The organism is Chryseobacterium indologenes, assembly GCF_001295265.1.
Classification (GTDB): Bacteria; Bacteroidota; Bacteroidia; order Flavobacteriales; family Weeksellaceae; genus Chryseobacterium; species Chryseobacterium indologenes_A.
The window spans coordinates 52,329-72,094 of sequence record NZ_LJOD01000008.1 but is presented as its reverse complement, the minus strand read 5'-3'; the positions used below and the strand labels follow the sequence as shown (position 1 = coordinate 72,094).

Annotated in this window: 18 protein-coding genes; 16 read left to right on the top strand and 2 right to left on the bottom strand. The window is 36.7% G+C overall.

Annotation, left to right across the window (positions count from 1 at the left end; all coding sequences use genetic code 11):
* The 11 genes from AOB46_RS12970 (at position 1) to AOB46_RS12920 (ending at position 10,970) form a co-directional block, all read left to right on the top strand.
* The gene (locus tag AOB46_RS12970) at positions 1–1,383 is read left to right on the top strand and encodes a nucleoside permease (protein WP_062699998.1); all 1,383 of its coding nucleotides are present in this window, start codon (positions 1–3) and stop codon (positions 1,381–1,383) included.
* Positions 1,384–1,498: 115 nt separating this feature from the next.
* Positions 1,499–2,053: an RNA polymerase sigma factor gene (locus AOB46_RS12965; RefSeq protein ID WP_062699996.1), complete on the top strand. Its 555-nt coding sequence runs from the start codon at positions 1,499–1,501 to the stop codon at positions 2,051–2,053.
* Entirely contained in the window at positions 2,019–2,732 is a 714-nt protein-coding gene (locus AOB46_RS12960; RefSeq protein WP_062699993.1) for a hypothetical protein, read from the top strand. The genes AOB46_RS12965 and AOB46_RS12960 overlap by 35 nt, the downstream gene beginning before the upstream one ends.
* Positions 2,733–2,810: 78 nt before the next feature.
* Positions 2,811–3,908: a hypothetical protein gene (locus AOB46_RS12955; protein WP_062699991.1), complete on the top strand. Its 1,098-nt coding sequence runs from the start codon at positions 2,811–2,813 to the stop codon at positions 3,906–3,908.
* 148 nt (positions 3,909–4,056) lie between these two features.
* A complete protein-coding gene (locus tag AOB46_RS12950) occupies positions 4,057–4,461 on the top strand; it encodes a hypothetical protein (protein ID WP_062699988.1) in 405 nt (134 codons plus the stop codon).
* Positions 4,458–4,868: a hypothetical protein gene (locus AOB46_RS12945; RefSeq protein WP_062699986.1), complete on the top strand. Its 411-nt coding sequence runs from the start codon at positions 4,458–4,460 to the stop codon at positions 4,866–4,868. Before AOB46_RS12950 ends, AOB46_RS12945 begins: the two co-directional genes overlap by 4 nt.
* Positions 4,869–4,929: 61 nt before the next feature.
* Entirely contained in the window at positions 4,930–6,108 is a 1,179-nt protein-coding gene (locus AOB46_RS12940) for an acetyl-CoA C-acyltransferase (protein ID WP_062699984.1), read from the top strand.
* A 106-nt stretch (positions 6,109–6,214) separates the two neighbouring features.
* Positions 6,215–7,705: an MFS transporter gene (locus AOB46_RS12935; RefSeq protein WP_062699982.1), complete on the top strand. Its 1,491-nt coding sequence runs from the start codon at positions 6,215–6,217 to the stop codon at positions 7,703–7,705.
* A gap of 166 nt (positions 7,706–7,871) precedes the next feature.
* The gene (locus AOB46_RS12930; protein ID WP_062700266.1) at positions 7,872–8,798 is read left to right on the top strand and encodes a mevalonate kinase; all 927 of its coding nucleotides are present in this window, start codon (positions 7,872–7,874) and stop codon (positions 8,796–8,798) included.
* 10 nt (positions 8,799–8,808) lie between these two features.
* A complete protein-coding gene (locus AOB46_RS12925; RefSeq protein ID WP_062699979.1) occupies positions 8,809–9,738 on the top strand; it encodes a UbiA family prenyltransferase in 930 nt (309 codons plus the stop codon).
* Between the two features lie 65 nt (positions 9,739–9,803).
* Positions 9,804–10,970 carry a proline dehydrogenase family protein gene (locus tag AOB46_RS12920; protein WP_062699977.1) on the top strand — a complete coding sequence of 389 codons (1,167 nt, stop codon included), beginning with the start codon at positions 9,804–9,806 and terminating at the stop codon, positions 10,968–10,970.
* Between the two features lie 428 nt (positions 10,971–11,398).
* Here AOB46_RS12920 and AOB46_RS12915 read toward each other — a convergent pair whose 3' ends face one another.
* Positions 11,399–11,935: a helix-turn-helix transcriptional regulator gene (locus AOB46_RS12915; RefSeq protein WP_062699976.1), complete on the bottom strand. Its 537-nt coding sequence runs from the start codon at positions 11,933–11,935 to the stop codon at positions 11,399–11,401.
* An 841-nt stretch (positions 11,936–12,776) separates the two neighbouring features.
* On the opposite strand from AOB46_RS12915, the gene AOB46_RS12910 reads away from it, so the two are divergent.
* Positions 12,777–13,886 (top strand): M14 family zinc carboxypeptidase, encoded by a 1,110-nt coding sequence (locus AOB46_RS12910; RefSeq protein ID WP_062699974.1) that lies wholly within the window; start codon positions 12,777–12,779, stop codon positions 13,884–13,886.
* 214 nt (positions 13,887–14,100) lie between these two features.
* Here AOB46_RS12910 and AOB46_RS12905 read toward each other — a convergent pair whose 3' ends face one another.
* Positions 14,101–14,616: a DUF4920 domain-containing protein gene (locus tag AOB46_RS12905; RefSeq protein WP_062699972.1), complete on the bottom strand. Its 516-nt coding sequence runs from the start codon at positions 14,614–14,616 to the stop codon at positions 14,101–14,103.
* A gap of 143 nt (positions 14,617–14,759) precedes the next feature.
* Between AOB46_RS12905 and AOB46_RS12900 the strand changes: the two genes are divergently transcribed.
* The 4 genes from AOB46_RS12900 to AOB46_RS12885 all read left to right on the top strand — a co-directional run bounded on the left by AOB46_RS12900 (position 14,760) and on the right by AOB46_RS12885 (position 19,694).
* On the top strand, positions 14,760–16,178 hold the full coding sequence (locus AOB46_RS12900; protein ID WP_062699970.1) for an APC family permease: 1,419 nt from the start codon (positions 14,760–14,762) through the stop codon (positions 16,176–16,178).
* 219 nt (positions 16,179–16,397) lie between these two features.
* Positions 16,398–16,838: a GPW/gp25 family protein gene (locus tag AOB46_RS12895; RefSeq protein ID WP_062699968.1), complete on the top strand. Its 441-nt coding sequence runs from the start codon at positions 16,398–16,400 to the stop codon at positions 16,836–16,838.
* 23 nt (positions 16,839–16,861) lie between these two features.
* Entirely contained in the window at positions 16,862–18,745 is a 1,884-nt protein-coding gene (locus tag AOB46_RS12890) for a type VI secretion system baseplate subunit TssF (RefSeq protein WP_062699966.1), read from the top strand.
* A gap of 16 nt (positions 18,746–18,761) precedes the next feature.
* Positions 18,762–19,694, top strand: coding sequence for a DUF3829 domain-containing protein (locus AOB46_RS12885; RefSeq protein WP_062699965.1), 933 nt, complete (start codon positions 18,762–18,764; stop codon positions 19,692–19,694).
* Positions 19,695–19,766: the final 72 nt, after the last annotated feature.

Here is a 19,766-nt window from a genome sequence, read left to right as displayed (position 1 = left end):
ATGAATTTAAAATTACGACTGACCATCCTCAGTTTTCTTCAGTTTTTTGTCTGGGGAGCCTGGCTGATTACGATGGCTAATTTTTGGTTCGGTACAAAGCACTGGGACGGAACCCAGTTCGGAGCCGTTTTCGGAACAATGGGAATTGCTTCTATCTTTATGCCAACCATCACCGGAATTATCGCTGACCGCTGGGTAAATGCTGAAAGGATTTTTTCGGTACTGCACATTCTTTATGGTGCAGTTCTTTTCATATTGCCTCATTCGGCAGATCCTAATTCTTTCTTTTCCGTAATGCTTGTGGCCATGTGTTTTTATATGCCTACCATTGCCCTGGCCAACTCTATTTCGTATACTATTTTGAAAAATAGTAATCTGGATGTGGTAAAAGATTTTCCGCCAATCCGGGTATGGGGAACCATTGGATTTATTGTTGCGATGTGGATTACAAACCTTACAGGAAACAAAGCAACGGAAGGACAATTTTATATTGGTGGAGCAGTAGCTATCCTGTTGGGAATTTATGCACTAACTCTTCCGAAATGTCCGCCACAAAAACTAATTGATAAAAATGCCCCATTATCTGAACAGTTAGGATTGAATGCATTTAAACTGTTCGGAAGCTACAAAATGGCCCTGTTCTTTTTGTTTTCAATGCTTTTGGGAGCAGCACTTCAGTTAACCAATGCCTATGGAGATGTTTTCTTAAGTGAATTTTCACATTTTCCGAAATATGCAGACTCTTTTGTCGTTCAGAGATCCACCATTATTATGTCAATTTCTCAGGTTTCAGAGACATTGTTCATTTTAGCAATTCCTTTTTTTCTGAAGAAATTCGGGATCAAAAAAGTGATGCTGATGTCTATGCTTGCATGGGTTTTAAGATTTGGATTCTTTGCCTATGGTGTTCCGGACGGTTTGGGCCTCTCACTGATCATTCTATCCTGTATCGTGTACGGAATGGCATTTGATTTCTTCAATATCTCAGGTTCTCTTTTCGTAGAAACAACGACTGATAAAAAAATACGTTCTTCTGCTCAGGGCTTATTTATGATGATGACCAATGGTTTTGGAGCTGTTTTTGGAAGCTATATAGCAGGTTGGGCTATTGATAAATTTTTTACGCATAAGTTTACAACAGCTTCGGATCTTTCTGCCTATTTGGAAACCACACCGGATAACCCTACATTCCTTGAGATTTTGAAAAACAGTTTTAATGCTGCAATAAATGCGGATGGAACTCTTTCATCAGTTGTTATGGTAAAAGACTGGCATCAGATATGGCTGTCTTTTGCAATCTACGCTCTGGTTCTTGCTATATTTTTTGCAGTTCTGTTCAGGCATAAACATAACCCTGATGAGGTTTCTGCTGTAAATCATTAAATTTATCTTATTGAAAATTAAAATATTAGACTGCACTTTGAAAAAAAAGTGCAGTTTTTTTTATTTTCGGGCAACCATTTAAAAATATTTCCGTCTTATAGATAGAAACCGATACATGAAGAATTTAGAAGAGAATTTTTTACTGGCAAAAAAGCAGGACCGGAGAGCCCAGAAAACATTGTATGAGATGTTTTCATCTAAAATGCTGGCCATAGCCAATTCTTATGTAAATAACCTTCATGATGCGGAAGATATTTTAAGCGGTGCGTTCCTGAAATGCTTTACAAAACTTGACGAATGCAGAGACTGGAAAAGCTTTCCGTTCTGGCTCAGGAAAATTGTCGTGAATGATTCCGTAAGTTTTCTCAGAAAGAACCGGAATATTCTTTATGCCGATGTAGAAATTGCAGATGATCATCCGGAGGAAGATATAGATGAACAGATAACGGAAATCAATTTAGAAAAGCTGTTTTCTCAAATGCCTGCAGGATACAGGCTCATCTTTAACCTCTATGTCTTTGAAGATAAAAAACACCACGAGATCGCTGAAATGCTTAATATTTCAGAAGGAACGAGCAAAAGCCAGCTGAGCAAGGCAAAAAAATGGCTGACAGAATTTTTAAAAACAGAAGAAAATGAAAAAAGAAATACTGAAACAGCTAAAATCTGATTATGAGAACCTTGAAATAAGGCCTTCTGCGGATCTTTGGTCAAAACTGGACCAAGAGTTGGACAGAAACTCAGAAACAGCAATAAAACCCTCTTTCCGATGGTGGAAGTATGCTGCTGTTGCATTGTTTCTGATTTCAGCGGGAACATTCATTTACTATAGCACCAGGGAAGGTAAACCTGATCATAAAACAGATTATATCGTTAAAAAAACGCTTGAAAATGCAGTAAACCCAATAAAGCCTGATATTGAAAAACAGTCTGCCCCTCAAAATAAACAGCCGGTTCACAGCAATGAAGTGAGAATAGCAAATGAATCTTATGAAAAAGTAAATCCGCAGCAAGCTGCAATGCCTGTAAAAAAGATAAAAATACAGGATGCTGAAATCATTAAAGAGAAAGAGCCGCAGATCGCAGTGAAGCAACCTGATAAAACAGTCAAAACTCCTGAAAAAGCTGAGATCAGTACAGAGCCTCTTCCTTTAATAGCAGACGCAAAGCCAACGAAAACAAGCTATGTCAGCACGGATGACCTTCTTTTAGGAAATGAATATGATAAAAACCGTGCAAAAGCGGCAAAAAATGAAAAGAAAATGGGAAACTTTAAATTTGACAGGATAGTGCCGAATGTTGGAAATGTAACTGTTCTGGGGGTGACCGTCTACATCGATTCAAAATAAAACCAGCCTTTAATAGTAAAAAATACTGCCCTTTTATTGAGGACAGCACATAAATATTGTCTGAAAATTAATAAAAATATGAAAACTAAATTAGCATTAATGGCCGCAGTAACAGCTTTCACCTGCGGTTTTGCCCAGGAAAATCAGCCGGTGAATCCAAGAATGGCACTGTATTCCAAAAAAGTAGACAGCATTGTCATATCTGAAAAGTCGAAAATGAATACAGAGCTGGATGCAATAGATAAAAGCTTTGATCTCAATAAAATAACATCCGATGAAAAGCAAAAGCAGCGTACAGAAATTGCTTCAAAATATCAGCAGATCATTAATGATAAAATAGAGGCGGAAAAATCAGGGTTGGAAGAGGCAACGAAAGAAATGGTTAGAGATGCTGTGCTGGAAGGAAAAAATCCGGCACCTCCAAGCAAATATTCATTGCAGCTTGGTCCTAAAGGTTTCAAAATGGAAATGGTCCCGAGAAACATGAAGACCCCAAAAGAAATTTTACATTCTTTAGCTTTGACCGCCAGCTTTGTGGGGACAAATATGACCTCTAAAGACGAGCCGTTCAGGTTCTACAGCAAAGCTTCCGAAATAAAGGCCACGGTCTATAATTCCTTTAATTTTACCCTGAGATATGAAGACCAGATCGGAGGCTTTAAAAGTCCGTTTTTTTACAGAGTGGGGTTAGGCGCCCGTTCAGATCAGTTTTCGGCAAAATACGGAAAAGTATTTTCACAGGAAGGGCATACCTTATTCATAAAAGAATTTACCAAAGGTAATCTGAAACAGACCCGATTTAATAATACCTACATTTTTGTGCCTGTAGACCTGAAGTTTGTGCTGAATCCCAAATATATCGATTTTGAAGGGGAAACCTATCTGGATAATAAGAAAGAGCAGCTGAACATTGTTTTAGGGATATATGGCGGTGTAAGAGCAGGAACCATTATTTATAACAAATATTCCAATGAATTTTCATCAAGAATCGTAGAAAGGGAAAGAGTAAGATACGGGATGAACGATTTTGTTGTAGGAGGAAAATTCGGAATCGGGTACGGAGGATTCAATTTATTTGTTCAGAAGGATTTTACCCCAACATTTAATAATAATGCCCAGCTTACAAAGAAATACGGACTTCAGATCGGGATAGAGCTGGCCAATGTTTATTTTTAATTTAATAACAAAACAGGGTATATTTTGATATTTTCGCAATATGAATTGGTTTATTTTAAACTTATTAACGTTTGTTAGGAAATACTCTGAATTTGAAACACACTTTTTTTAAGTGTGTTTTTTTTTGTATTTTGGCACTTTAGTAAATATGAGAAATATTCAGTTATTAGGATTGTTATTAGTGGTTGTAGGCAGTTTTCTGCCCCTTGTTCATGTTCCCGTTATCGGAAACTGGAATTATTGGAAGCTGGATCACTATTTGGCCATTGCATGCTGGATCTTTGCTGCGTGTGCTGTTTTTGGTATTGTTAATAACAGTGTGAAAATCGTAAGGTTTTTTGGAGTATTGCTGATCATTTTGTTTGTATTTACCCTGGTAGCCGTTAAAATGCAGTCGATGGAGTATTTCAGCTTTTTACCTTTCAAATCCTGGAGAGAAACTTTTGCAGGCATTGTAAAGCTTAAATGGGGCTGGGCTGTTGAGTTTCTGGGGGCATTCATGATGGTTTTGGCCAGAAGCACTAAAAAAATAAACAACAGAGTACAGATATGAAGCTTGTAAAAGTATTTGGTGCTGCCATACTGATGCTGGCATTTTCAAAAGCCGGGGCCCAGAGTGCAGATTTCAGCAAACCGGATAAAACTGCTCAATGTAAAAACCTGAAAGAAGGGAAATTCCTGCGTGAGAATTATCCGGAAGTTATCTGGTATATGACTGTAAAAGATAATGTTCAGACCGAATATTTCAATAACGGAAAAGATTTTATAAAATCGACACTGGTTTTTGTGGATGACTGCAATTATAAAGCAATTGTCACTGAAAAATCAGATAAAAATGATCCTGTACAGATAGGAGATGTTTTCAGCACTAAAATTATGCAAACCCAGGGCAATTTCCTGAAAGTTCAGACGAAAATTGAAAACAATCAGTTTGAACTTACCTACATAAAAGTAAAGTAAAAACAGATATTACACGAAGCCGGAAGGTTTCATCCATTAAAAAAAGTAAAATATAATACACATGAAAGAAGTATTCATTGTTTCCGCAGTAAGAACTCCTATGGGAAGTTTTATGGGAAGCCTTTCAACAGTTCCGGCTACCAAACTGGGAGCAGCAGCAGTAAAAGGAGCGTTAGATAAAATTAATCTTGATCCTAAGAATGTTCAGGAAATTTATATGGGAAATGTGCTGCAGGCTGGAGAAGGCCAGGCACCGGCACGCCAGGTAGCCCTTGGAGCAGGATTGTCTATTGAAACTCCGTCTACTACAGTAAATAAAGTATGTGCTTCAGGAATGAAAGCGGTAACTATGGCTGCGCAGGCAATTAAAGCAGGTGATGCTGAGGTAATCGTTGCAGGAGGTATGGAAAACATGTCTTCAGTGCCTCATTATTACAATGCAAGAGTGGCTACCAAATTAGGAGACATCAAAATGCAGGACGGAATGGTACTGGATGGTCTTACCGATGTGTACAACAAAGTACATATGGGAGTATGTGCAGAAAAATGTGCAACTGATTACAATATTTCAAGAGAAGATCAGGATAACTTTGCTGTAGAATCTTATAAAAGAGCAGCAAAAGCATGGAGTGAAGGGAAATTCAACGAGGAGGTTGTTCCTGTTGAAATTCCGCAAAGAAAAGGAGAACCTGTTATTTTCGCTGAAGATGAAGAATACAAGGCTGTAAACTTTGACAGAATTACAACCCTTCCTACAGTATTCAAAAAAGAAAACGGTACGGTAACTGCAGCCAACGCATCAACACTGAATGACGGTGCTTCCGCGCTTATCCTTGTATCGAAAGAAAAAATGGAAGAATTAGGATTGAAGCCTTTAGCAAAGATTGTTTCTTATGCTGATGCGGCCCAGGAACCTGAAAACTTCACAACAGCCCCTGCAAAGGCACTTCCGATTGCTCTTAAGAAAGCTGGTCTTGAAATTTCAGACATCGATTTCTTTGAGTTTAACGAAGCTTTTTCTGTAGTAGGACTTGCCAACAACCAGATCCTAAAGCTGGATGCTTCCAAAGTAAACGTAAACGGAGGAGCAGTAGCCCTTGGACATCCGCTGGGAAGTTCAGGATCAAGAATCATTGTTACCCTGATCAACGTATTGAAACAAAATAATGCAAAATACGGTGCTGCAGCTATCTGTAATGGAGGCGGTGGTGCTTCAGCTATTGTTATTGAAAACATGTAATATTCTCTCAGAGAGTATTTTGCCATTAAGGAATCGATAATTTTTTTAAAATCTTATCCATTTCTTAATGGTTTTTTTATTTTTGTGCTACTAATATTTATTTGAAATGTCTGAAATTGAGAATCAACAGCCTCAAAATATAAAAAATAATCCAAGGATTATGAAGGCTTGGGCGGTGTATGACTGGGCGAATTCTGTATATTCACTGGTAATTACCTCCACCATTTTCCCTATTTACTATTCCATTCTTACCACAGCGTATGAGAAAAAAGAATATGTAGAAGAAACCAAATCCTGGATTGATGTTCCGGTGAGGCATATGATTAAAATCTTCGGAGAAGAATACCAGCCTGATGCAGTATATGGATATTCGCTCACCATCTCTTTCTTTATTGTGGTGCTGCTGTCTCCGTTTTTATCATCATTGGCAGACACCATTGGAAATAAAAAATCATTTCTTCAGTTCTTCTGTTATCTGGGAGCAACTTCGTGCATGGGGTTAGCTATGTTTACAGGAATGCATAACGTATTTCTGGGGCTTCTTTTCAGTATTACGGCAAGTGTAGGGTTCTGGGGGAGTCTTGTATTTTATAATTCCTTTCTGCCGGATATTGCTACACGGGATAAGCAGGATGCGCTTTCTGCCAAAGGATATGTATATGGGTATATCGGATCGGTAGTATTGGTGGTGATCTGTCTGTTACTGATTCAGGTATTTGCAAAAGGTGCAGCTCAGCAGCTGTTATTCACAAGAATCAGTTTCTTGCTGACAGGTGCATGGTGGTTCGGATTTTCACAGTATACCTTCAAGCACCTTCCTCAGTTTGGAGATGTTAAAGATAAGCTGCCGAAAGATCTTGTCCTTCTAAACTATAAAAATATATTTAAGAAACATGAGGAACAGGGCGGATTCTTTGAAGTACTGAAAGATAATCTAAGCTTCTATAAAGATATTGCTAAAGAAAGTTTCCATGAACTGTTCAAAGTAGGAGGAGAATTGTTTAAAGACAGAAACCTGAAATTTTTCCTTTCCAGTTTCTTCTTTTACAGTGTAGGAATGCAGACTATTTTCCTGATGGCTACATTATTCGGGAAGAGCGAAATCAATCTGGCTCAGGATAAATTAATTGCTACACTTCTGGTTATCCAGATCGAAGCGATTATCGGAGCGGTGATTTTCTCCAGATTGTCAAAAAGAATCGGGAACAGAAATGTAATCTCTATAGCCATCATATTATGGATTGTAGCCTGTCTTTGGGCCTATTTCCTGAACAAAGAAAACCCTACGGTAGAATATCAGTTTTATGGAGTGGCAGCAGTAGTAGGGCTTGTAATGGGGGGACTTCAGGCAATGTCCAGATCAACATATTCCAAGCTGCTTCCGGAAGATTCTATGGAAAATACAACATTTTTCAGTTTCTATGATGTATTGGAGAAAATTGCCATCATTATAGGAACCTTTATCTTTGCAACACTGATTGAACATTTCAATAATATGCGTATAGCAGCACTTTCCATGACATTGTTCTTTGCTGCCGGATTAATATTGATCCGATTTCTTAAAGTTCAGATGCGGAAAGACAGAGATACCTTATAAGATATTTAAAGCTGTTTCACTTTTTTGAAACAGCTTTTTTGTTGGTCCTCAGGTTTAGATTCAGAAGAAACGGACTGTTTTTTCTCATTAAATATAGAATTCGGCGTGAATTTTGATTATATTCAGCGGAATAATTTTTAACTTTGCCAAAAGATTTATTGTCAAAATGACCAACCCTCTATTTTATGCAAAAATAATCCTGTTTGGAGAATATGGAATGATTGAAGATTCCCAGGGGCTTGTAGTACCTTACAGCTTCTATAAAGGAACTTTGAAGTTTTCTGATCTGAGCTCTGAATTTGAGCTTAATTCCAACAGACACCTGCAGAAATACGCTGATTTTCTTACAACACTTGATCTTTCCGATGACTTTAAACTGGATATTGAGCGTTTTAAAAGTGATATAGCAGACGGACTTTTCTTCGATTCCAATATTCCTCAGGGATACGGAGTAGGAAGTTCCGGGGCTCTGGTAGCGGCTATTTTTGAAAAATATTCAATCAGTAAACTGGATTCTGAACATATTTCAAAGGATAATCTTAAGAAATTAAAAACCGTTTTCGGAGAAATGGAAAGTTATTTCCATGGCAAAAGTTCAGGAATGGATCCCCTGATCTGCTACATGAACCTTCCTATTCTCATTGAAAATAAAGAAAACTTAGACAGGGTAAACATCCCCGAAGGAGAAGCCGGAAAAGGAGCAATTTTCCTGATCGACAGCGGAATAACCGGAGAAACTGGTCCTATGATCCAGATTTTCTTTGAAAAAATGAAAACCGAAGGTTTCCGTAAAACTCTGAAAGAAGAGTTTATCCGTTACAATAATGCCTGTATTGATGCTTTCCTGAAAAAAGATATGAATCCTTTCTTCAGAAACCTGAAAAAACTGTCTCATTGGGCGTATGAACACTTCCGTCCTATGATTCCTGAAAGCATCTTTAAGATCTGGAAAAAAGGACTGGATTCCAATGCCTATTATCTTAAGCTGTGCGGAAGCGGTGGCGGAGGATATATTCTGGGCTTTACCAAAGACTATGAAAAGGCAGAAAAAATGCTTGATGGCTTTCAGAAAGAAGTGATCTACAGATTTTAAACATACTGGAATGAATTCTGAAAAAGAAACTTTCCAATCTAAAAACTATGTCTCTAAATCTATATTTTACAGATTCTCACAGCTGGTGGGCTTTCTCCTCGGAGCAAGGTTCTTTGTAGCTGCTCTCCTTACTTTTGCCCTCTATGTATCAACTTTTTTTCTGTTTAACCAGGATGAAACCTTCAGAAAATTCGTCTTCGATTTCAAAGTTCACGGGATCATCTTTTGCACTGTTCTTACTATTCTGGCAGGAGGAATTATCAACCAGTTCTATGATCTGGAAAAAGATCATATTGTAAAACCTTTCAGAACCAGAATTCAGAGTTTTATCAAGCAGAAATATTTCCTGTATGTTTATCTCGCATTAAGCATCATTTCTCTAGGAATAGCCTGGATGATCTCACACCGGGTTTTTGTTTTCTTCCTTATATACCAGTTCTTTATGTGGTTTTACAGTCATAAATTGAGCCGGATTCTGATCCTCAATAACCTCACCTTCGTCAGCCTTACCCTATATCCATTTTTCGGAATGATGGTGTATTACGAAACGTTTTCATGGAAAGTACTGCTTATGGCCGTTTTTCTTTTTTTGATTCTTTTATGCATTGATATTGTAAAAGATATGCTTACCAAAAGTGTAGATAAGACGTTTGGCTATACCACCATCCCGAACTATTTTAAAAACAGAAATACCCGGATCATCATGATCTCGCTGTTGCTTGTTACGATGGCAGTATCTATGAAAATCATTATTAAAACCGGAATCTCCGGATTTATGGCGTACTATTTTGCCGGGGGACTTTTTGTAATGATCCTTTGTATTTATCTGCTTCTGAATTTCTCACGAAGAAGAATTTTTCTTACCCTCAATATTTTAAGATTCTGGGTTTTTGCAGGAATTATCGCCATGCTTCTGAATGGAATTGAAAGCAAATTATAGAAAAAATTTCTTTAAATAAACTGAGGTATTCATTACCTTTGCAGAACTAAATTTAATAAAAAGGAATGCCCATTTTTAATGATACTAAAGTTGCATTTGCAGACAAGTCTGATGCACAACTGAAAAAGGCGTACTGGATGTTTAAAATGATTGAACAGCCTGCTCTTACAAGCCTTGGAACCTCTGTCCTTAATTTTACTGTACATCATAACTTTCCTTTCGTTACCGGAATTGTTAAAAACACATTGTTTGAGCAGTTCTGCGGAGGTGAAACCCGTGAAGAAAGTATGAAAGTGGTGAAACAGCTTTTCAAAAGAGGAGTAGGTAGTATTTTTGACTATTCCATTGAAGGAAAAGAAGACGAGGAAACTTTCGATGCCGTATGCAAAGAGATCAAGGATATCGTAAGATTTTCAGTGGGAAATCCGGCTATTCCTTTTATTGTATTTAAACCTACAGCATTCGGAAGAATTGATCTGTATGAGGCGGTTGGCAAAAATGCCGAGCTGACTTCCAGCCAGAAAGAAGAATGGGAAAGAGTAGTGAAAAGGTTTGATGAAGTATGCAGCCTTTGCCATGAGCATGATAAAAAAGTAATGGTAGATGCTGAAGAAACCTGGATGCAGGACGCAGCAGATCATCTTTGTGAAGAGATGATGGAGAAATATAACCAGGAAAAGCCTATCGTTTGGAATACCATCCAGATGTACAGAACAGGAAGGCTGGAGTATATGGAACAGCATCTTCAGAGAGCCAGAGAGAAAAACTATTTCATCGGTTATAAGATTGTCCGCGGGGCTTATATGGAGAAAGAAAGAGCCAGAGCAGCTGAAAAAGGATATGCAGATCCTATCCAGCCAAACAAAGAAGCTTCAGATAAAAACTATAATGCCGGAATTGATTTTGTAATGAACCATCTGGATAAGGTTTCAGCTTTTTTCGGAACCCACAATGAAGTTTCTTCAGAGTTGGTAATGGATAAAATGAAAACCAAATCTCTTGAAAACGGGAATCCTCACGTTTATTTCGGACAGCTTTACGGGATGAGTGATAATATTACATTCTACCTGTCGGATAAAGGCTATAATGTGGCTAAATATCTTCCATACGGACCCGTGAAGGATGTGGTTCCATACCTTACGAGAAGAGCCCAGGAAAATACTTCTGTAGCCGGACAGACCGGAAGGGAATTGGGGCTTATTAAAAAGGAGCTTGAAAGAAGAAAGAAATAATATTATCTTTACAATATAAATGACCTGTAGTTTTCTGCAGGTCTTTTTTATGCATTTACGGGGTAAAAACCGTTTTTATTGTCACTCTGGCAGCGATTTATATTTTTTAACAATTAACAATTATCTATATTGTAGCTATATATGTTAATTATTTTTTAAATTTATGCGAAAATTATTGCTAATTTAATTGTATTTTTCTATATTTGATAAAATCATAAAGTTGTTAATACATAACAGGTTATTAAAATAAAGTGGCCTGCTTATATGATAAGTTTAAATCACATAATAGACAAACCTGTAAATTTAACCTTTGATCTGCTGAAAAGAGAAAGGACAGATTTTCATCCGTTATAAACTAAATAAAGCAATAGCTTTAGTTTTCTTCTTCAAATATTTTTTACCTGGCTATTTTCTTTAGTCAGGTTTTTTTATGGTTCAAAACTTTCGAATTTTCCGTTTTCATAGAACAGGACGATACGTTTTATCTTATTGCTTTGATTTCCAATAGTTTGGGCGATGATTTGTTCTTGAGAGTTTTCTAATCGCTGAGAATCCGTTAAATTTTTCTCTGTTGTACTTGCGGGCGGTATAAACGATTCTCGCGGACCTGATTTTGTAGGTTCAGAAGGAACCTCTGTCGGCTCCGGATCTTCATCATCACTCATCATGGTGAACAGGTCCGGAAGCGGAGTAGGCTTTGGTTGGTCATCCAATTTTTCTGTCTGGAGATCTATGGTTTCCGGGAGTTCAGATTTCAGCATTTCTCCTTCTCCCGTAATCAGCCAATCCCAAAGGATTTCCGGGAAGCGGGATTTTATCTTTATGATGAATTCCAAAGATGGTTTATTTCTCCCTGAGGTAATGTGTGAAATAGAAGAACGCTGCACATCAATCTCATCAGCAAACTCAGAAGGAGTAAAAGCAGAATACTCTATTACTTTGGAAATTCTTTCGTTCAGACTCATAAAAATACGCTTTTAATTATTTTACAAATGTAAATAAATAAAGTTACAAATGCAAATTACAAAAGTAAATAACAGCAAATATTTTGTATATACAAATGTAAATGATTATAATTGTTTAAATATCAGTTCTTTAAATATATCGTTAAGAAATAAAAGCTAATTAACTAAAGTAAATTTACTTTTTAAGACGTTCAGTACAATTTTTATGTTTTGCTTTGTCATAATTTATCCAATAATCCATATTATACAGGTAATTTAAGCTTGTAAACAGTATAAATAGCTATTTATCAGTGATATATATAACAAAATCATATAATTAAAAATCTATTGCTTTATAGTAGTTATTATCGTTAAAAATCAATAATATTATCAATATACAAAAGTAAATTAACACATAAATAGTTAATTATCAATATTTTATAGGTGAAATGTGATAATTATCGGTTAATTTTCAATTGTAAATTTCAAAGACATGTAATTAGGGCAGGATTTTCTATGGCAAAGACAAAAAATAGCTAAATTTTCTTAGAAAATATAAAGTTTACATTTGTATATAATGTTTAGTTCTAAAGTTATCCACATTAATGCTGTTTAATAAATTGATCCTTATTTTTCAAGAAATACCTATTTAAGCACTTAAAGTCATATTACTAATATAGTTGAGATGAAAATCATAAATGACTGAAAAATAGATATTTAAAATATTCATTTTAAATTATTCGCAATCCACAATTTTATCCACAGACAAAATGGCAGCTTACAATGTTTAGTTAATTTACTTATGTTAATTTTATTTTTTAGTCAAAAATGCTTAAATTTGACTCTTGTAAACTACTTCATAATGAATTTTGAACAAATCTATATTCCAAATCCTGATTTCCCAAACCGCTATATTTCCCCTGAAAAATTATTTTCTTACCTACAGACGAATCTCAGCAATTATATTCATGAGATCGGAAGATCATATTTAGAGAAACCCATTTACTGTTTAAGTATCGGTTCCGGAAATATTAATGTTCTTGCCTGGTCGCAGATGCATGGAAATGAATCCAATGCTACTCATGCCATGCTCGACTTACTGGAAACACTCGATACTGCTCCGGAAATAAAGGATGAACTGTTCAGTAAAATCAGTTTGGATTTTATTTTTATGCTCAATCCGGATGGCTCTGAAAAATGGACCAGACTTAATGCATCCGATATTGATCTCAACAGAGATTTTCATAATGAAGCCAGTAAAGAGATTAAATACCTGAAAACCGCTGTCGCCACAAAAAAATATGATTATGCATTAAACCTTCATGAACAGCGTACCATATTTACTACAGACGGAATTCATCCGGCAACACTTTCATTCCTTGCCCCTTCGGAAAATGTAGAACGTACCGTTACAGACAACAGAAAAAAATGTATGGCTGTCATTGGTAAAGTATATGAACAGCTAAAAGAAATGATCCCTGATCAGATAGGCAGGTACTCAGATGAATTTTATCCGGCGTCTACAGGAGATAACTTTATCAAAGCCGGACTGCCCACTATCCTGTTTGAGGGTGGACATTTTGTAGAGGATTACACAAGAAAGAAGACAAGAAGATATTATACAATAGCCTTGTATTATGCTTTAAAAGCAATAAGTGACCTAAATTCAGATACTGAAGGGTGGGAGAAATATTTTGAAATTCCGGAAAATAAGGAAACCCATTATGATATCATTTACAGAAATGTAAGACTGAATACCGAGCACGAATGCATCCTGGATGTTGCCGTCCAGTACAGGGAAATCATGGAAGAAGGTAAAGATGAAATTTCCTTTGTTCCTTTTGTTATGGAAGTAGGCGATGTGAAAAAAAGAAAAGGCTGGCTTGAAATAGACTGCACAGGAAAAAAATTTGTAGCAGATACCAAATATCCGAAACTCGATGCGCCTGTGGAATTTACAATAGAAGATTAAGGCAGGCTGATTTTATTGAATGGCTAATAAAAAATCGGAGCTTTTTAACTTCTATACTCAAAGCATTGATCTTAAAAATAACTTAATTGTAAAAACTTTTATAGTCAAAAAATTTATTGCCAGATGTACACGACTTTATTAGTCATCCGTGGTATAAAAATAAAACATCCTCAAAAAACTTTGAGGATGTTGTTTTTATATACATTTAAGAGAATTAGTTAACCACTTTAATACCGTTGGCTACAAATCTGATCTCTTCTTTAGGTTTAGTGATTGCGTCAATTTCTGCCTGTGGCTTTTTAGCATCTTCTGCATAATGTTTCTGCTCATCTACTGAAGTTACTTTTCTTTCTGCATTCCCTTCAAGCACAACATTCTTTCCTTTTAAAGCAGTAGGGACAAAGAAAGCATAATCCTTCATTTTCACGAAAAACTGAGTGTCATCTTCAGTCTGGATTGTAAGCCAGCATCCTTTTTTCTCACATACATCAGTTACTTTACCCTTAATGGCTACGTTTTCTACTTTCTTATTATCCTTTTTAAGCTTTTTGCTTAATTTTTCTACAGATATTGCCTTAGATTCAGAAGAAGAAGCAACTCCCGCTCCGTAAACATCCCCAACAACAGCATTTCCGGCAGGCGGACCGAACTTTTTCTGTGATGTCTCCTGTGCAAAAGCCAAAGTAGAAACACTTACAGCTGCAGCGAATAATATAGCTTTGAATTTCATTTTTAATATTTTTTTCAAAAGTACTAATTAAAATTGAATATAATAAGGATAAAAAGTTGATAAAAAACAGGTCATTATGGAATTTATAAACAAATTTCAAAATCAATAGCATATTTGTTTATATTTGACGACTATACTTGACTATGCAGAAAAAACTGAAACTTTGGGACGCTATCATGCTTGTGATGGGGTCTATGATTGGAAGCGGAATCTTTATTGTAAGCGCAGATATGATGCGGAATTTAGGCTCCGGATTCTGGTTGGTTGCCGTATGGATCATTACAGGAATCATGACGGTAGCAGCAGCAATAAGCTATGGTGAACTCTCAGCCCTGTTTCCTAAAGCCGGAGGGCAGTATACCTATCTTAAAGAAATTTTCGGCCGAAAGATGGGCTTCCTTTACGGATGGGGACTTTTTACAGTGATCCAGACAGGAACGATTGCTGCAGTAGCTATGGCTTTTGGTAAATTTACAGCCTATCTGGTTCCTTCATTAAATGATGCAGCTCCCATTTTTCAAAGTGGAGAATTTAAAATTACCTGGATACAGATTCTGGCAATAGCCGTTATTATTCTTCTTACCTATATCAATACAAGAGGAGTGGAAAGCGGAAAACTGCTCCAGAATGTGTTTACAGGATCAAAAATCATTGCCTTAGCGGGACTTATCGCGGCAGGATTTATTCTGGTGGATATTTCCCGTTTATCCGAAAATTTCAGTTGGGGTATGGAGGCATTCAATAATCTTAAAAAAGATCTTAACGGTAACTTTCTTAAAGAAGGCTGGGAGTCAATCAGTGGAATGACTCTTCTGGGAGGAATTGCAGCCGCAATGGTAGGTTCTGTTTTCAGTTCCGTAGCCTGGGAAAGTGTAACATTTGTCTCCGGGGAAATTGAAAACCCTAAGAAAAATGTAGTAAAAGCAATGATTTACGGAACATCTGCCGTTATGATCCTTTATCTGGCTGTTAATTTTGTATATCTGAATGCTTTGGACAGAGAAAGTATTGCTTTTGCTGCTAACGATAGAGTAGCTGTAGCAGCCTCTCAGAATATTTTCGGAAGTGCCGGAACTATTATTATTGCTTTGCTGGTTATGGTTTCTACTTTCGGGTGTAATAATGGGTTGATTCTGGCCGGAGCACGGGTTTTCCAGACAATGGCAAAAGATGGAATGTTCTTTAAGCCGGCAGTTGAAAATAATAAAAACGAAGTACCTGCAAATGCTTTATGGATGCAGGGAATCTGGGCTTCATTACTATGTCTTAGCGGACAATACGGCAATCTGCTGGATATGATTTCCTTTGTCATTGTTTTGTTCTATATGATTACTGTTTTCGGGGTGATTTATTTAAGATTCAAAAAACCGGAACTGGAGAGACCTTACAAAACATGGCTGTATCCGGTAACACCCGTTATTTATCTGTTGATAGGAACAGGGTTTTGCGTACTCCTGCTCATCTACAAACAGCAATATACCTGGCCAGGGTTTATCATGGTACTGCTGGGACTTCCCGTATACTATTTTATCAACCGGAAAAATAAACAGGAACAACAATAATATTCAATTATCAGCGATAATACCATAAGGCTTTTCATTCAATGAGAAGCCTTAATTTTTGATCTTATACAGTAACATTTGGGTATCATCTTCCATCTTTCAGGTTTCAGAGATAATAATATTTTAAAATCTTGTAACAATTATTTAGTGAAAATGTGTATTTTGGTATTTCGTTTTACGTAAACCAGACCATGGAGTAAAAAAATTAAGAAGCTGATTATGGATACACCAAATTACAGAATGCCTTTTGTGCCGTCTACATTAATGACGGAGGGCGGAAGCATCGATACATGCGATATGGGAGAAAGTATAGCGCACAATATCATGCTACTGATCACCACCAAGAAAGGCGAAAACCGATATGACGAAAATTATGGAAATGATGTTTGGAACCTGGAATTCGATAATGGAGTTACCAGTGCCGTTTGGGAAAATGTTTTTATTAAAAGCCTCAGAAGGCAGATCCTGGAATATGAGCCACGGATTGTACAGCCTCAGATTGACGCCCACATCCAGATTGTAGAACATAGTTATGACACCAAAGAACATACGGAAATCAAAAAGAAAGTTAGAATTGCCATTAATGCAAAAATGGAGGAGACAGGAGAACGTTTCAGCTTTTCTACAGAATTATTCTTAAGCCCGATGTCTATTGACTAAATCTTTTAACCACCACAAAACTTATGAACTTAGATCAGAATATATATTCCAAAGAATCTGTAAAAGCCAGAATGCTACAGAATGCAACCAAAGTATGGGGACTCAAAAGTCCGCAATCTCTGGATCCTTTTGTAAAATTACTGATTGATGCATTCAGTACGGAAGTTTTTAAAGCCAATAATGAAATTCAGACCGTTAATGCCAGAATTCTTGAAAAGCTGGCTAAACTTCTTACCCCTTCCATTTATACCCACCCGATTCCTGCTCATGCTGTTGCTTATACACAGCCTTATGAATCTTCGGAGATTCTTTTGGAACATTCCGAGTTTTTCTTTCGTAAGCAGATGACTTCCACGGTAAAATCAGAATCCGATAAGCAGCTGAATATTCCTTTTACCCCCATTGGAAATGTTCGTATTAATAAAGCGCAGACCGCAGTGATGTTTGTAGGAAACACCTGTTACAGCATTGATGAAAGACTGAATAAAATACCTGTGGCAAGGTTTCAGGGAAGACCGGAAGACTACAGAAAGGTCACCATAGGAGTAGATGTCAGCAAATATACGAGCGAAAATTTTCCTAAATACCTCAGTATATTCTGTTCAAATCCGGCTTTTGAACATTTGGATTTTGTTTATAAACTATTACCTTATATTACTGTTTCCAGTAATGGAAATCCATTGTTTGTGAGAGAGGGATTAAGCTACCTTTCTAATCAACAGCAGGACGGATATGAACAGATGTTCAGAGAGCAGTCTATCCGGAATAAGGTTATTGAAGATATAAAAAGTATTTACCGTCATAAATTCATTGAAATCACCGGAATTTCAAGCAGTTTATTTTCAGAACCCGGAAAACTTCCACAGAACCTTAATTTCCTGGAAGGAAAAGAAGAAATTACAAAACAGATCGGAGATAAGCGCTATCTATGGCTTACTTTTGAATTTCCGCCACAGTTTTCGGCAGAAATCCTCGACAACTTTTCATTCGTGATGAATGCTTTCCCGGTTTACAACAGAGGCTGGAAAAAAACAGAATACAGCCTTGATATTATGGGAAATAACATTCCTCTGGTAACAGATGAGGGCGAACATTTTCTTTATGTAGATGAGGTTCAGGATGGAGACGGAAGAAAATATACCGAAATTCCTTTCACCCCGGCAGATGATCTTAAAAAGGGCTTATATACTGTAAGAAAAGGGGGGATGGAGCGATTCACCAGTAGAAATGCTGTAGATATGATTGCCAATGTACTGGAGCTGACAAGAGATGAGATTGCTGCTTTTTCACTTTTAAACAGGGATAATGTGAAAGGGGTATTAAGCGAGATGTCCGATAAAATGAAATCGATGGTACAGAAAGTAAACAATGCCAAAAGAAATATCAGGCAGGAACTGAATTATGTAATTATGGAACCTGTAGAAAAAACAGACCATACCTATGCTTCTTTCTGGATTACCCATTGCACACTGGCCAACCACATGCGTTCAGGAACAGAACTTTCTAACCAGTTAAAATCCCAGACTGTAATACTGCTTACCGAAACTATCGGAGGTTCTGAAGAGCAGAAAGGAACAGACAGTATTCAGGCTTATAAATATGCATTAACAACCAGAGACAAAATCATTTCTCTGGAAGACGTAAAAAATTATTGCAGGATGATTCTGAAAGACGAATTAAAAGAAGTCAGAGTAAGAAGAGGAACCATGATCAGCAACAGGCCAAAAGAAGGTTTTGTAAGAACGGTGGAAGTGGAAATCATTCCACAGAATTATTCATTCTACGGAAGAGCTTATTGGGAAAATATGGCCAATATTCTCAGAAATCAGATCATTGCAAAAGCTATAGACGGGATTGAATATGTTGTGAAAATCAGCAATGAAGACACCGATTACCTGGATATGTAAACCAAAATAAAAAAATATGAAAAAGATTATCGTACTTGCCATGGCGCTGACCTTCACATCAGTTAGTGTTATAAGCTGCAAGAAAGACATGAGTAAGCTGGGCAAATCAGTATTGGACTTAGGCGGTACAGAAAATGCAAATGCTATTATTGATTTTAACAACAATTTTTTAGACTCCTATAAAAGCACTTCAAAGCATATTGAGGGAATTCTTAACTATGCTGATGCGGCTGTAGCCAAATCAAAAGGAGAGAACGTACTGATAATGCCTATTGTATTAAGTTCAATGGACCACAGCTTTTCAAAAATTAAAGATGTGTCTTCGGGTTTTGATAAAGATAAAACAGCCATAGAAACTGATTTCAATACCTACAAAGCTAAAAAAGAAAGCATAGAGAAAAAATTTGAAGAACTGAAGTCTTATATGAATTCCGAAGACTATAAGGACGACAAAGGAGCGAAGGCCGAAACCATAAAAAAAGATCTGGAGACAGAAGCCCAGGCTCTTTTTACAGCAGGAGAAAACTTAATTGTTAAAATCAAACCGGCAACAGATGCAGCGGAAGAAATCGTTCTTAAAGACCATCCAATGAAAGAATATATCATCTCTTCAAAAAGTGTGATGAGCTCCCTGGATGCTGTTATGGATGTTCTTGATAAACAATATGCAGGAAAATTCAACGAAGCTGAGGCCCAGAAAAAATATGATGAATTTGCCAAAGTAGCAGAAACCAATGCAAAACTGGAATTCAATGTTAAAGATCCTCAGTATTCTTACAAAAAATCTCAGTTTGAATACTTTAATAAAAGTGCATCCGGCTTTTTGGATAATTACAGAAAACTAATCCGGGATTCCAAAGCATCCGGAAAAATTTCAGACAGTGATATCCAGCAGATTGATTCCTCTTATGAATCTGTACTGAATGCCTATAATTCATTTGTGAAATAAAGCCAAAGGAAAACCTATAGAAAGACTGATGCTATGTGTCAGTCTTTTTTTATCTGAAAACCTGATCTAATG